Raw genomic sequence first — 15,385 nt, 5'->3', positions numbered from 1 at the left:
TCAAAACATCTTTTTTATGAAAATAGGCCAATACTTAACGTTTAAACTCTATTATATCAAACTATCTGCCACCAATTATCTGATTAGCCTTCTATAGTTTCTTTGTTATAAGCTCTTTGAAAAACAAATACTTATAGTTAAATTCTGCATCAGAAAATTAAAGGCTACCTTCTTTGAAACAGAAGATAGCCTTTATTATATACCAATTTACGTTTGCAGATTATCCACAATGGAAATACTTATGTACGAGATCTAACATCTCCATCGGCTTTCCTTCCAAATCCGCACGCAACGTTTTATCTTCGTAACTGCGAAGTCTGCGGATGATACCATCAATCATTGCCGGACTAAAGACATTATATTGTTCAAAGATTGCCCGTTGTTGCTGCAGGCAATCAGCAGAAGCCTCACAGCTATCTGGCAGTTGTGCCAGTGAATTTAGTTTATCTTCATTCTCTTTCTGATGGATATTCACATTCACATACGTCTTTTGAGCGATATCCAGCGCATTTTCAATTTCAAAGCCATGACGGCAGGCAACAGCCAAACCGGCCAACAGTTGATATAAATCTGCCGAACCATCCGGAGAACGCATTTCTACAGTCTGCTTCTGGCTGGTGTCAAAATGGCTTTCGGCTTCCAACGGATTAGCTAATGTACACATATCTGTTTTTGCAGCCCATCCCAATGGCACACGTACTAATACGGAACGGTTACGATCTCCCCAGCAAACATTGGTAGGTGCCTCCTGATGAGGAACAAGACGGAAATAAGAAGTAGGATTGGTATTTCCAAAGGCAGTGATTGAAGGAGCAAGCACCATCATTCCGGCAATTGCTTTACGCGCTGTTTCCGACAAAACGCCGTCTTTCAACATTTGGTTCTTTCCGTCTTTCATGATACGCATGTGTACGTGCAAGCCCGACCCTGCCTTACCGGCTGTAATTTTAGGAGCAAAGGTCACATTATATCCATATCTGTATCCCAGATTACGAATCACCCATTTGGCAATCATCAACTGATCTGCCGCCTGCGATACGGGAACCGGCAGAAACTCAATCTCATTCTGCTCATAAATATAGCCATCCAACGTAAAATTACCCACTTCGGAGTGTCCATACTTTATTTGCCCGCCTGTCTGTGCGATATAAGACATACATTGAGTACGGAACTCATTAAATTTAGCGTATGGACCCGATTCGTGATAACCACGTTGGTCGGTTGCTTGAAACATACCTGTATCCGGGGCTATTACATAATATTCCAATTCGCCCATTGCCTGAAATTCCATTCCGGTAACTTCTGTAAAAGTTTTGCTTGCTTTGTAAAGGGTGTGTTCTGGTGCACTTTCGAGGGGTTCGCCATCTTTGTTGAAGAAAGAGCAAAGCATAGACAGCGTCGGAATCTCGGCAAACGGATCAACGAATGCAGTGCAGAAACGGGGAATCACATAAAGGTCACTACTGCCCGCTTCTATGAAAGAAAAAAGACTGGAGCCGTCTACCCGTTCTCCACAAGTAAGAATAGCTTCCAGATAGGCTTGATTGTTGATGACAAAGTTCAGGGTTTTCAGACGACCGTCTCCCGCCGGATACATGAAATTGACCATGCGGATATCTTTTTGCTGGATAAATGAGATAATGTCGGCTTTGGTAAACTCTGAAGTTGGCTTTTGAAGGAATGCTACCAACTGGTTAGCATTCATTGACAAATCTTGATTCATAATCGGTTGTTTTTCGTTGTTGTATGATTAAAACGGTTTGTTAAATGCCAAAGATAACGAAAAGATTCTACTCCTTAAAGCGTTTTAAATCTTTCCGGCTAAAAATCCATTCCGGAGTATATAGTTTCCCCGCATCCGTTTCCGCCAATTCATACCAGGGGGAAAGGCTGCGACTGACAGGATTTACAAGAATATGAATCTGTTGTGCAGGCATATAGCTCTGCGCCAACAGGAATACTTTCTTTTTGGTAGTCGGATGAACAGCAACATCTACAACAATGACCGCATGTCCGGGTGAGCCTCCTTTAATAAATACATCACCGGGTTGCAAAGAAGTATAAGACACAGCCTGAAGCTCGCGGGATAAAGAAGCCGTTCCGGCATACATAAAGACCATATCGAGATAGTTACGGAAAGTTTTATAGGAATAATCCACTCCTTTGCCCGCAGCATACCATTGCACTTGATTGCCGCTGACTTTTATCCGATTTCCCTCCGCCCATTTCTTGTACCCGGCAAGGAAACCATTGGTGAAGTTGAATTTTATTTCTCCATATCGTTTATGTTTCCACAGAAATTCCGCTCGCAAACGCATTACCGCATCGGCACACTGTTGCAAATCACGGTTACCTATCTCCATATCAATTACAGCGTAAGCTGCAGACTGATTCGATTTTTCTTTTCCATTATAAAGCATCACTTTACTACCTTTCGGCATCAAAGGCAAATTACGTAAGTAACCTGTAAACGAATGATCGGCACAAGCCTCCCTGACATATCCCGTCGGAGGAGCGATTCTTGTAGCAACCGTTTCTTGTCCCCACAATTGCAGGGATGTACAAAGTAACCCTATATATATTAGTAAATACTTCATAACGCTTCTCTTTATATTCTGTTCCGGACAAATATAAGTAATTATTGTTTAAAAAGAGGATGAATGTCTATTTTTATTTTAACTTTGTACAAAGACCTACATACATAACTAAAATTGATAAGCTATGGACATCCAAACATTTATTCAGAACTTCAAAGAGGCATTCGGAGAGAATGCCGAATTACCTCTTGTATTTTGGTATTCAGATATACTGGAAGGAACAGCAGAGAAAATTAACGGTTGCTTCTTTAAAGGCATGAAGACTGTCAGAGAAGGTGGTACTATCAGCTTGAATGCAGAAAATATCGGTTGCGGTGGCGGCAAATTCTACACAGGTTTTACAGAAATGCCTGAACGCGTACCGACTTTTGTCTCACTAAAAGAACGATATAAACAGACTCCGGAAATGGTCATTGAATTTATCCGGCAACTCGGAGTTCCGAGGGCAGAAAAGAAATACCTTCATTTTGCACGTATAGACAAAGTGGCTAATCTGGAACAAGTGGAAGGTGTCATGTTTATCGCCAATCCTGATATGCTTTCCGGACTGACTACATGGGCTTACTATGATAATAATGCCGAAGATGGTGTCGTCTCTTTATTCGGTTCCGGTTGCAGTTCCATAGTGACACAAGCCACTCTTGAAAACCGCAAAGGAGGCAAGCGGACCTTTATCGGTTTCTTCGATCCGTCGGTGCGTCCGTACTTTGAAGCGGATAAGTTGAGTTATACGATACCTATGTCCAGATTCAGAGAAATGTGTGGGACTATGCGCCAAAGTTGCCTGTTTGATACGCATGCATGGGGAAAGATCCGGGAAAGAATGGGCACCGAATAAGGCAAAAGTACAAACCAAATAGTTTCAAAATATGTTTCAAGCCTTGAAACTGTTTGTTTCCCATAGTGAAACAAAGTGTTTCAAATTGGCTTGAAACTTTTCTGTCCCATTTTTAATATCATAAAGTAAATGCTTAAATTAGTTCGTATTATAAGTTGTTATTCAAAACGCAACGAAGCCTCCTTTTTTCTATTAACTAATTTTAGACAGTTACTTAAGCAAATAGTTCTTTGCCAGGATTAAACCTTTTCTGCAGAAAGAAGTCTACTTTTTTATATATTATTGTTCTATTAAACTTTAAAGTTATCAACGAAAATGGAAACATCTGCTAAACTCTATTCACTGAATTACAGCAATGTAAGGACTTACCTCTTTGCCCTGCTATTTGTGGTAGGCAACATTGCACTTCCACAAATCTGTCATCTTGTACCATACGGTGGCCCTACTTTATTGCCGATCTATTTTTTCACGTTGATCGCAGCTTATAAATATGGCTTTCGTGTGGGATTACTGACAGCAATTCTTTCTCCTGTCATCAATCACCTGTTATTTGCAATGCCATCGGGAGCTGCACTCCCCATTATATTGATAAAATCCGCTTTACTTGCCGGTACTTCCGCCTTGACTGCACGAACACTGAAATCCGTTTCTTTATGGGCTATTCTCGGTGTCGTTCTCTCCTATCAGATTATAGGAACTGCTTTTGAATGGGCATTCATCGGAAATTTCCATGTAGCAGTGCAAGACTTCCGCATTGGTATTCCCGGTATGTTAATTCAATGGTTTGGCGGCTACGCCCTACTGAAAGCGATTGCAAAACTCTAAAGTAAAAACAAAAATGGACAGAAGGGACTTTTTAAAAACAGTAGCCATAACCGGTGCCGCATTGAGTATTCAGCATTCGGAGGCAATGGAGATATTAACCCAGACTATTAATAATACGAACGGAGGCAATCCGGACTTGGTAGCCGTCATGGGTGGAGAACCGGAAGCTATGTTCCGCCGTGCTATCAGCGAACTGGGCGGTATGAAACAATTCGTCAAACCGGGACAGAAGGTGGTCGTAAAACCTAATATCGGTTGGGATAAAGTGCCGGAACTGGCAGGAAACACCAACCCGCAACTGATTGCTGAAATCGTGAAACAATGCTTTGCTGCCGGAGCTAAAGAAGTGACCGTATTCGACCATACGTGTGACGATTGGCAGAAGTGCTACAAAAACAGCGGCATCGAAGCGGCGGCAAAAGCTGCCGGAGCAAAAGTAATGCCTGCTCATTTGGAGTCTTATTACAAGCCGGTAAACTTACCCAACGGTCAGAAGATGAAGAAAGCAAAGATACATGAAGCCATCCTGAATTGCGATGTATGGATCAATGTTCCCATCCTGAAAAATCACGGGGGTGCCAATCTGACTATCTCAATGAAAAATCACATGGGAATTGTCTGGGACCGTGGATTTTTCCACCAGAATGACTTGCAGCAATGTATTGCCGATATCTGCACACTGCAAAAGAAAGCTGTGCTTAACGTAGTGGACGCTTATCGTATCATGAAAACCAATGGCCCGCGAGGACGTTCTGCCTCGGATGTCGTATTAGCAAAAGGACTGTTCATTTCACCGGATATTGTAGCAGTGGACACGGCTGCTGCCAAATTCTTCAATCAAGTACGTGAGATGCCACTAGATACTGTGGGACACCTCGCTAAAGGAGAAGCACTGAAAATAGGAACTATGAACATTGACAAGCTGAATGTCAAGCGAATTAAGATGTAAAATAACAATGTTAAGAAAGCTACGTATTGGAATATCAGCACTTTTATTTGTGCTGATTTCTTTCTTTTTTCTCGATTTCGCAGAAATATTACCGAACAGTTTTCATCGGCTGGCACATTTGCAATTTATTCCAGCTGTCCTTTCACTAAGTATAGGTATCTTATTATTTCTCATTGTGTTAACGCTCTTGTTTGGACGCGTTTATTGTTCTACAATTTGCCCTATGGGTATTTTGCAGGATGTCATTGCACGCATTTCAAAATCAACAGGGAAAAAGAAAAAAAGATATAGTTACAGTCCCACGAAAAACAAATTGCGTTGGGGCGTACTCGGACTGACAGTAATCGGATTTCTATGCGGATTTACATTTATTGTAGGCCTGCTCGATCCATACAGCGCGTATGGACGTGTGGTAGTGCATATATTCAAACCTATCTACATGTTGGGGAATAATCTGTTGGAATCCGTCTTTTCCAAGTTTGACAATTATACGTTTTATCAGGTAGATACCTCTGTTTTAAGCATTTCTTCTCTTCTCATTGCTATTATCACTCTGGCAGTTATTTTTGTAATGGCATGGAAACACGGGCGGACATGGTGCAATACGGTTTGTCCCGTAGGAACAGTATTGGGATTATTGAGCCGCTTTTCATTATTTAAGGTCCGTATCGATACTGCGAAATGTAATGGATGCGGGCTTTGTGCTACCAAATGCAAAGCCTCCTGCATCAATAGTAAAGAACATGCCATTGATTATAGCCGCTGCGTAGATTGTTTCGACTGCCTGGGAGCATGCAAGCAAAAGGCATTGGTCTACAACCCTTCTTTAAAGAAACAACAAGCAAACGTAGAAGCCCCTGTGCCATCATCACCGGACACGGATTCATCCAAACGCCGCTTTTTGGTTGCCGGTCTTGTTACTGCCGGAGCTGCTCCCAAACTCCTGTCCCAAGCCAAAGAATCCGTTGCTAGACTGGAAGGCAAAAAGGCATACAAAAAGGAAAATCCAATCACTCCTCCGGGATCTATCAGTCGGGAACACTTTCAACAGCAATGTACATCCTGTCATCTTTGTGTCAGCAAATGCCCTTCTCATGTCCTGAAACCTGCTTTTATGGAGTATGGTTTGGCAGGCATAATGCAGCCGACCGTTAGTTTTGAGAAAGGATTTTGCAACTTTGACTGTACTGTTTGCGGAGACGTTTGTCCCAATGGAGCAATTCTTCCCATAAGTGTAGAGCAAAAACATCTTACACAAATGGGATATGTTGTTTTTATCGAAGAAAATTGCATCGTTTATACTGATGGAACCAGTTGCGGAGCGTGTTCCGAGCACTGTCCTACACAGGCTGTGGCAATGGTACCATATAAAGACGGATTAACGATCCCTCATGTAAACAAAGAAATATGCGTAGGTTGTGGAGGATGCGAATATGTTTGCCCTGCCCGTCCATTCCGCGCTATCTATATCGAAGGAAATCCAGTACAAAAAGAAGCAAAACCTTTTAAAGAAAACGAAGAACATAAAGTAGAGATAGACGATTTCGGATTCTAATCAGCACACAGTGCCGGTGCAAAAGATTCCATCCGTATATTTGTGCTCTATTGTGATATATTTAAATGCGGATAACAAAACTTTATATTTACGCAATTAAAGTTCCATGTTATCCGCATTTATTGTGTTCTATGGATAACAAAAAACTACTTATAACGTTCTCTTAAAAAAACTATTCATTATATTCCTCCTACTTTCAATAAATTCACTAAATTCGTGGCGAACTAAAGAAAGCAACTCATGGAGGTATTCACAAATAACAGGAATAGCCGGAAATATCAGATTGGCTATGCACTAAGCGGAGGATTTATTAAAGGATTTGCCCATCTGGGAGCTATGCAAGCTCTTTTAGAGCATGATATTAAACCGGAAATCATCTCCGGAGTAAGCGCAGGAGCACTTGCCGGTGTCTTTTATGCAGATGGCAACGAACCCCACAAAGTTCTTGATTATTTCTCCGGACATAAATTCCAGGATTTAACCAAACTGGTAATTCCTAAAAAAGGATTATTTGACCTTTGTGAATTTATAGACTTTCTCCGAACCAACGTAAAAGCCAAAAACTTGGAAGATTTACAACTTCCTCTGATTATCACAGCAACCGACCTCGATCATGGACGCATGGTTCATTTTCACCGCGGCAGTATTGCTGAACGGGTCGCAGCTTCCTGCTGTATGCCTGTTATGTTCGCACCAGTCAATATAGATGGCACTAACTATGTAGACGGAGGATTGATGATGAATCTTCCTGTCTCTACCCTGCGTAGAGTGTGTGATAAGGTGGTGGCTGTCAACGTAAGCCCCATCATGGCAGAGGACTACAAAATGAATATTGTAAGCATTGCTATGCGTTCATTCCATTTTATGTTCCGCGCCAATACTTTTCCAGAAAGGGAAAAGTGTGATTTATTAATCGAACCATACAATCTATACGGATATAGCAATACCGAACTGGAGAAAGCAGAAGAAATCTTCGGACAGGGATATAATACAGCCAATGAAGTGCTTAATCAACTGTTGGAAGAAAAAGGGAAAATATGGAAGTAACCTCCTATCCATCGAAAAAAAGAATGAATACGAATATTAATAATCTACTCTATATGAATGACGAAAATAAAATAATTATCTATCAAGTGTTCACCCGTCTGTTTGGAAATAACAACAACCACTGTGTCTACAATGGAGACATTGCCACCAACGGTTGTGGAAAAATGGCTGATTTCACGCTCAAGGCACTTGGTGAAATCAAAAAATTAGGTACTACACATATATGGTATACAGGCATCATCGAACATGCCACTCAAACGGATTATCGTCGTTATAACATCAGTCCGGATCATCCTGCCATTGTGAAAGGAAAAGCTGGCTCTCCCTATGCCATCAAGGATTATTATGATGTAGATCCTGACCTGGCCAACGATGTACAGGGACGTATGAAAGAATTTGAGAACCTGGTACACCGTACACATCGCACAGGTTTGAAAGTGATTATAGATTTTGTACCTAATCACGTAGCACGCCAGTACCATTCGGACGCACAGCCCGACGGTACGACGGAATTGGGGGCTAACGATGACCCCAGCCAATCTTTCAGTCCATACAATAATTTCTATTATATCCCGCAAGCGGAACTTCGTGCCCAGTTCGATATGAAAGACGGTGCAGCAGAGCCTTACCGGGAATTTCCGGCTAAAGCTACCGGTAACAATCGTTTTGATGCTACGCCTAATATCACCGACTGGTATGAAACGGTGAAATTAAACTATGGAGTGGATTATCAGAATGGCGGTACCTGCCACTTCTCCCCGACTCCGGACACTTGGATAAAGATGCTGGACATTCTTCTTTTCTGGGCGTCAAAGAACATTGACGGTTTCCGTTGTGACATGGTAGAAATGGTTCCCGTTGAATTTTGGGAATGGGCTATTCCTCAAGTAAAAGAGGTTTATCCTGAAATACTTTTTATCGCAGAAGTCTATAATCCCAGTGAATATCGTAACTATCTGTTCCGTGGCAAGTTTGATTATCTATATGATAAGGTAGGATTGTACGATACATTACGGAACGTAGCCTGCGGATATGAATCTGCCACTGCAATCACTCATTGCTGGCAAAGCCTGAATGGAATAGAGAAAAAAATGCTCAACTTTTTGGAGAATCACGATGAGCAACGTATCGCATCTGATTTCTTTGCCGGTAATCCGCGTAAAGGGATTCCTGCACTAATTGTTTCTGCTTGTATGAACACCAATCCTATGATGATCTATTTCGGTCAGGAGTTCGGAGAGCTGGGCATGGATAGCGAAGGATTCAGCGGAAGAGACGGACGGACTACCATATTCGATTATTGGAGTGTAGATACTATACGTCGTTGGCGCAACGGAGGAAAATTTGACGGGAAAATGCTTACTGAAGAACATAAGCACCTCTACTCTATCTATCAAAAAGTACTGACGCTTTGCAACGAAGAGCAGGCAATCAAAAAGGGGGTATTCTTTGACTTGATGTATGCCAATATAAACGGATGGCGTTTCAATGAGCATAAACAATATACTTTTATGCGGAAATACAAAAACGAGATTCTGTTTTTCGTTATTAATTTCGATAGTCAACTGGTAGATGTTGCCATCAACGTACCTTCACATGCCTTCGACTTTTTGCAGATTCCTCAAATGGAGTCTTATCAGGCTATCGATTTGATGACCGGTGCTAAAGAAGAAATCTGCTTATTACCTTATAAACCGACAGATGTTTCGGTCGGAGGTTATAACGGAAAAATTTTAAAGATTACTTTTTAAGCAAAAAGAGTAAGAACCGCATACTCCTTATCCTCCCGGCATTTCACTTATAAATGCCCGGAGGATTATTTTATGTACATCGCTCAAACAAATATTCGCAAAGGCTGTTTAGTTATAACTAATTCTCTAAACTCAAAGCTTATGAAGAAATTTATGATTTGTGCGATCACACTGTTTTTGCTATTATCTACATCTGTTTTTGGAGATACCCCTCCCGGCAATGTACAGGCAACTTTCAAGAAAATGTATCCCAAAGCAAACGGCATTGCCTGGTCACAAGATGACGGATATTATTGCGCCAATTTTGTAATGAACGGATTTACTAAAAATGTGTGGTTTAACGTCCGGGGGCAATGGGTGATGACACAGACTGACCTTGTTAGCCTTGATCGTCTGTCACCGGCAGTCTATAATGCTTTTGTATCCGGGCCATACGCAAGTTGGGTGGTAGATAATGTGACAATGGTAGAGTTTCCCAAATGGCAAGCTATTATTGTAATTAAAGTAGGCCAAGATAACGTTGACATCAAATATCAGTTATTCTATACTCCACAAGGAGTATTACTGAAAACACGCAACGTGAGTGATATGTATGATATTCTCGGACCAAGTACCTTTTTGGTAAACTAGAACTAAATCATTCAATAACACAATATACGAGAAAGCCCCTGCAGATATACAATGATAGTTGCAGGGGCTTCTTATTTAAAGATAAAATTATTTCTTCTTTCTAAGCACTACGGCGGTACGGGCAGGAATGTAGAGTTTCAACCACTCTTTCTTTTCTTTACTGTACAGCGGATCGGCAATAGTAAAGTGCACTACAGAATCATCTGCCAAACCGTTTCCTCCAAATGCAACGTCGTCCGTATTCAATATTACTTCATAAGCTCCCGGAGTTACCAAGAATCCATAGTCGGTAAATGACTGTTTTGGATTAAAGTTAAAGACAAATATAAGGTCTTTACGGCCGTATGCCAATACCTGATCGCCATCATTATGCCATATTTCCTGAACAGGTGTCGTTTGAAAGTTTTTCACGCACTTCAGAACTTTCAGCATATTCTTATCAAAATCACCCATATAATGATAGGTCAGATTCTTGTTGTCTACCAAATCCCATTGGCGACGGGCATACTTACATGACCATCCGTTACCTTCACGCGGGAAGTCAATCCATTCGGGATGACCGAATTCATTTCCCATGAAGTTCAGATAACCTCCGTTGATGGTTGAAGAGGTCAATAAACGAATCATCTTGTGCAAAGCGATACCACGGTTGACAACATAATTTTCATCTCCCTTTTGCATATGCCAGTACATATCAGCATCAATCAGACGGAAGATAATTGTCTTGTCTCCCACTAATGCCTGGTCGTGGCTTTCTGCATACGAAATGGTCTTTTCATCCTGACGACGGTTGGTTACTTCCCAGAACATGCTGGAAGGTTTCCAGTCTTCATCAATCTTTTCTTTGATTGTCTTGATCCAATAGTCCGGAATGTTCATGGCCATACGATAATCGAAGCCGTAACCGCCATCTTCTATTTTTGCAGCCAGCCCCGGCATACCGGAAACTTCTTCCGCAATGGTTATCGCTTTCGGATTTACCTGATGAATCACTTCATTAGCCAATGTCAGGTAACAAATCGCATTATCATCCTGATGACCGTTGAAATAATCTCCATAGTTACAGAAGGCTTCACCCAAACCATGACTATAATATAGCATAGAAGTGACTCCGTCAAAACGGAAGCCGTCAAATTTATATTCTTCCAGCCAGTACTTGCAGTTAGACAACAGGAAGTGAATCACTTCGTTCTTGCCATAATCGAAGCATAGAGAATCCCAAGCCGGATGTTCGCGACGAACGCCCGGATAGAAATACTGATTCGGATCACCGGCAAAGTTTCCTAATCCTTCTACTTCATTCTTCACTGCATGTGAATGAACAATGTCCATAATCACAGCAATTCCCATCTCATGAGCGGCATCGATCAATGCTTTCAATTCGTCGGGAGTACCAAAACGGGAAGAGGCAGCAAAAAAGCTGGATACATGATAGCCGAAACTTCCATAATAAGGATGTTCCTGAATGGCCATAATCTGGATACAGTTATACCCTTCTTCAGCGATACGGGGAAGTATTTTCTCGCGGAATTCGTTATAAGTGCCCACTTTTTCCTCCCGTTGTGCCATTCCGATATGACATTCATAAATCAACAGTGGATTCGTGTCGGGCTTAAATGTTTTCTTTTTGAATTTATAGGGTTTCTCCGGAGCCCAGACTTGTGCACTAAATATCTTGGTCTGTTCATCCTGTACCACACGGGTAGCCCATGCAGGAATACGCTCGCCTTGTCCGCCTTCCCAGTATACATTCAATTTGTAGAGATCGCCATGATGAATGGCATCCGCCGGCAGGTTAATTTCCCAATTGCCATTCTTTAGTTTTTTCAGCTTATAGGCTGCTTTTTCCTCCCAATTATTAAATGTACCCACCATATAAATATGAGTAGCATTGGGCGCCCATTCACGGAAAGTCCATCCCTTATCGGTGCGATGCAATCCAAAATAAAGATACCCCGATGCAAAATCTGAAAGGGTTTGTTTGCCTTTATTCGTCAATTCAGCTTCCTTGTCTAATACATGCTGATGACGCCCGGTGATAGCACCGGCAAAAGGTTCCAGCCAGGGATCGTTTTTTATGAGATTAAGTGTCTTTTCCATATCAGAATTGAATTAGGATTATGCTTTTACTTTTACGATTACTTTTTTCACACCATCCGGAGTGATGCCGGGAGCATGACCGTCTTGCGGGAAGAAGATAGCAAACATTCCCGGTTTTACGGTAACGTATGTTTCTGCCAATCCTTCAAAAAAAGTAATGTCTTTTTCTGCGTTATAAGGTGCATCTGCCGGAACACAATCTTTAGCAGCAGTATACCCCATAATTTCTGTTCCCGACAACGGGATTTGAATATCAATAAATTCGTTATGAGTTTCCAGTTTGGCTTCCTCTTTTGTTTTAGGCTTGGTTTGTGCGATATTCACGAACAGATCTTTCCCTTTCAGTTCTGTCTTACCAATTTCCATGGCTTGGAGGTCATGAGACTTCAAGAAGTCAATGGCTTGTGCAAACAAAGGATTTAAAGACGCATATTTCTCCAGATTTTCTAAAGTATCTACTACCATATAAGTTAAATTTTAAAGTTTATATTCCAGGCATTATTTATTCAAAATCATCAATCGTATAATTTATAAAATCAGCAAACCGCTTGAACTGGCGGAACGCTTTGTCCATCTGTTCCAACATATCCGGCCGGGTAAAGAAGTCATCAGGAACATTATAAGAGCAAACATACTCTTTACATTTCAAATAATCAACGTACTTGAAGTCTTTCGGGAAACCTTTCGGAGCTGTTTTTAGAAAATCCTCCCCTATCACCGGAAAGTATTTCTTAAACTCCGGATCTTCTACAATTGCAACAAATTCTTCGATATTGTCATAAATAGACTGACGCACTGCTTTCAGGATATTGGAAGGCAGACACAAGCTTCCTCCGGCAAGCATCGAACCATCCGGCTGCAAGTGTACATAATATCCACAATGGTCGGATTTCTTCCCTTTGGCATTGATATAACCACCGAAATGTATTTTATAAGGTGTTTTATCCGCAGAGAAGCGGGTATCCCGGTAAATGCGATAAGTACAGTCTTTGGGTTGAATTCCCCGGATAGTTTCATCAAACAGGGAAATACGGGCAATCACTGTTGCCAAAAAGTTGTCGAACTCGGCACGGGCTGTTTCATATTCTGCCTTGTGCTCATTAAACCACTCACGATTATTATTCGCGGAAAGATCTTTTAAAAACTGAAAGATAACGGGTATGTTCATCTTTATCATTTTCTATTATTACTCTACAAACGTACAAATTTTATTTCATATAAACTACAAAAGGGGGTAAAAGGACATAAAAAAAAGCATCGGCCTGGTAAAACCGATGCTTTAACACATTTATCAAAAAAACAGACTCTTCTGTCTCTGACGTACTTTAGCTTTCACAAGTGGAGTACAATCTCTTTAATTAATCTTATATCTAATACTATGAAAAACACATAAATATAACAGTACAAAAGTGACATTTGTTCAGCAATACTCTGTATATTTCAGTTAATTATCGTTTATAGAATGAAATGTTTCTCATTTATAGGCAATACAATACGTTCCCAGTCAATCATGGCGTTGAATAACATGATATGTGAATAGTCGTTTAAATGCACTTGCGCGATGTCTTTCTCAACAATGAATTGCTTATTCAGAAGTTCCGCCCGCTTCGTTCCCCGGAGTAACGGATGAGCCGGAGTAAACCATGTGTGCCCATCGTAGAGGGCGATATTGGCAATAGAAGTATCTGTCAGATAGCCGTCTTTCACGATTAAAATATCATCTGCCATTCCTCTTTGGGCATACAAAGCGTTCAGTTCTTCCCGATGTGTGCTTTTGTAAGTGTAATTAATGGTATCGGATTCTATCAGATGCAAAGAGGACACTTTTCGCATCTGATAAGGAGCATACGTGACTTCTCCTACTTCTTTTCCATACACAATCCGACATTTATGAATCCCGTTTAAAACTGGTGGCGATATATACTCACGCAAATCAAGCGGAACACTATTTTTCCAAAAGACCGCACGGGTTCTATTGAAACGCTCTGTGTGATAATCAAGATTATAAATCTGTCCATCCTCTATCCGGATAGTCTCAATAAATGGGTACATATACTTTTTGTTTCATTTCGTTATACTCACTTTCCGCATCGCTCTGACAGGTTATTCCACCTCCACTTTTAAAATACATTTTTTCTCCTTCCTGTTCTACAAAACGTATCATAACGGCACTACCCAAATTAATCCCATCCGAATAGCCCATAATTCCTGTATAAAATCCTCTGTTGTAGGTTTCAGCTTCCCGAATAATCTGCATCGTTTTTTTCTTGGGGGCACCGGTAATGGAACCGGCTGGCAAAAGTCGGAAAATAAGTTCTCCTAAATGTTCCGGATAGTTTTCCGGCAATACGCCTTGAATTTCAGAGCTTGTCTGAAGAATCGCTCCCTGATTAGTCTGCAATGTATCAATATACCGATACCGGGAAACGGACACTTGATTGGCAACCATGCTTAAATCATTACGAATCAAGTCTACGATAGTAGCGTGTTCTGCCGCCTCTTTAGGATCGTTCATCAATAATTGGGCAGCAGAAGGAATGGAAGCGTCAATAGTCCCTTTCATCGGGTATGAGCTAATTTTCCCCTGATGAATTCTCACAAATATTTCTGGAGAAAAAACAGTAAAAGTGTCTTTAACCCATAGCTTATAAATCGCTTTAGAGTGATAATAAATATCTTCCAGAGTGAGATTGGTATCTACCGGAGTGCGACAAGTCAGATTTGTGAGAAAACTATTTCCAGCCAAGATATTCTGTCGGACAATATTAAACGAGCGTTGATAGGAATAGAAAGATTCTGCAGAAGGCTGCCAATGGATAGAGTTCGCTGGTTTAGCAGAAAAAGAAGGTGTATACTTTTCAGTTGACGTAGCTTGATTGGTAAATCCATTCAAATTATACAAAAGTTCAGTAGAATCAACAGCAGCAACCTCTTCTATATAAGATGCATCCTGCAGATAATTGATAATAAAAACAAAAGGACGATGGTGTTGTCCAAACTGATTCATCCGTTTGATGGCCTGTTCCTTATTATATAAGTGCATAAAATATTTCAGCGTTTAGGAACGGCAAATGTACACAAAAAGTATAGATT

General features: G+C 41.0%; 14 protein-coding genes. 7 read left to right on the top strand and 7 right to left on the bottom strand.

All coding sequences use genetic code 11. The features are described from left to right. Positions 1-220: 220 nt before the first annotated feature. Complete coding sequence (locus KTR06_RS18745; protein ID WP_008022468.1) at positions 221-1,723, bottom strand: glutamine synthetase family protein; 1,503 nt, start codon at positions 1,721-1,723, stop codon at positions 221-223. Positions 1,724-1,790: 67 nt separating this feature from the next. Beyond that, positions 1,791-2,597: a DUF4846 domain-containing protein gene (locus KTR06_RS18740; protein WP_195564742.1), complete on the bottom strand. Its 807-nt coding sequence runs from the start codon at positions 2,595-2,597 to the stop codon at positions 1,791-1,793. 124 nt (positions 2,598-2,721) lie between these two features. Here KTR06_RS18740 and KTR06_RS18735 point away from each other — a divergent pair, with 124 nt between their 5' ends. The 7 genes from KTR06_RS18735 (at position 2,722) to KTR06_RS18705 (ending at position 10,192) form a co-directional block, all read left to right on the top strand. Continuing rightward, positions 2,722-3,435, top strand: coding sequence for a DUF169 domain-containing protein (locus KTR06_RS18735; RefSeq protein WP_151923541.1), 714 nt, complete (start codon positions 2,722-2,724; stop codon positions 3,433-3,435). Between the two features lie 315 nt (positions 3,436-3,750). Further along, entirely contained in the window at positions 3,751-4,260 is a 510-nt protein-coding gene (locus tag KTR06_RS18730; protein WP_151923542.1) for an ECF transporter S component, read from the top strand. A 13-nt stretch (positions 4,261-4,273) separates the two neighbouring features. Further along, positions 4,274-5,209, top strand: coding sequence for a DUF362 domain-containing protein (locus KTR06_RS18725; protein WP_004316874.1), 936 nt, complete (start codon positions 4,274-4,276; stop codon positions 5,207-5,209). Between the two features lie 7 nt (positions 5,210-5,216). Further along, positions 5,217-6,764 carry a 4Fe-4S binding protein gene (locus KTR06_RS18720; RefSeq protein WP_195564743.1) on the top strand — a complete coding sequence of 516 codons (1,548 nt, stop codon included), beginning with the start codon at positions 5,217-5,219 and terminating at the stop codon, positions 6,762-6,764. 240 nt (positions 6,765-7,004) lie between these two features. After that, positions 7,005-7,811, top strand: coding sequence for a patatin-like phospholipase family protein (locus KTR06_RS18715; RefSeq protein ID WP_217290699.1), 807 nt, complete (start codon positions 7,005-7,007; stop codon positions 7,809-7,811). Positions 7,812-7,864: 53 nt separating this feature from the next. After that, positions 7,865-9,562, top strand: a complete 1,698-nt coding sequence (locus tag KTR06_RS18710) for an alpha-amylase family protein (RefSeq protein ID WP_195564744.1) — start codon at positions 7,865-7,867, stop codon at positions 9,560-9,562. A 141-nt stretch (positions 9,563-9,703) separates the two neighbouring features. Next, on the top strand, positions 9,704-10,192 hold the full coding sequence (locus tag KTR06_RS18705; RefSeq protein ID WP_008640124.1) for a PepSY-like domain-containing protein: 489 nt from the start codon (positions 9,704-9,706) through the stop codon (positions 10,190-10,192). An 87-nt stretch (positions 10,193-10,279) separates the two neighbouring features. Here the strand turns inward: KTR06_RS18705 and KTR06_RS18700 are convergent, their stop codons facing one another. The 5 genes from KTR06_RS18700 to KTR06_RS18680 all read right to left on the bottom strand — a co-directional run bounded on the left by KTR06_RS18700 (position 10,280) and on the right by KTR06_RS18680 (position 15,335). Further along, positions 10,280-12,292 carry an alpha amylase C-terminal domain-containing protein gene (locus KTR06_RS18700; RefSeq protein WP_074911184.1) on the bottom strand — a complete coding sequence of 671 codons (2,013 nt, stop codon included), beginning with the start codon at positions 12,290-12,292 and terminating at the stop codon, positions 10,280-10,282. 18 nt (positions 12,293-12,310) lie between these two features. Beyond that, entirely contained in the window at positions 12,311-12,757 is a 447-nt protein-coding gene (locus KTR06_RS18695) for a YhcH/YjgK/YiaL family protein (RefSeq protein WP_008019991.1), read from the bottom strand. Positions 12,758-12,794: 37 nt separating this feature from the next. Further along, complete coding sequence (locus KTR06_RS18690; RefSeq protein WP_008770653.1) at positions 12,795-13,469, bottom strand: DUF2461 domain-containing protein; 675 nt, start codon at positions 13,467-13,469, stop codon at positions 12,795-12,797. Between the two features lie 278 nt (positions 13,470-13,747). Next, positions 13,748-14,344, bottom strand: coding sequence for an aminotransferase class IV family protein (locus KTR06_RS18685; protein WP_074911181.1), 597 nt, complete (start codon positions 14,342-14,344; stop codon positions 13,748-13,750). After that, on the bottom strand, positions 14,328-15,335 hold the full coding sequence (locus KTR06_RS18680; protein ID WP_217290698.1) for an aminodeoxychorismate synthase component I: 1,008 nt from the start codon (positions 15,333-15,335) through the stop codon (positions 14,328-14,330). The genes KTR06_RS18685 and KTR06_RS18680 overlap by 17 nt, the downstream gene beginning before the upstream one ends. Between the last annotated feature and the right edge of the window lie 50 nt (positions 15,336-15,385).

Source organism: Bacteroides sp. MSK.20.12, assembly GCF_019052435.1.
Taxonomy (GTDB): domain Bacteria; phylum Bacteroidota; class Bacteroidia; order Bacteroidales; family Bacteroidaceae; genus Bacteroides; species Bacteroides xylanisolvens.
Note: the sequence above shows the minus strand (reverse complement) of the source record. Positions and strands in the feature narration are given on the sequence as shown.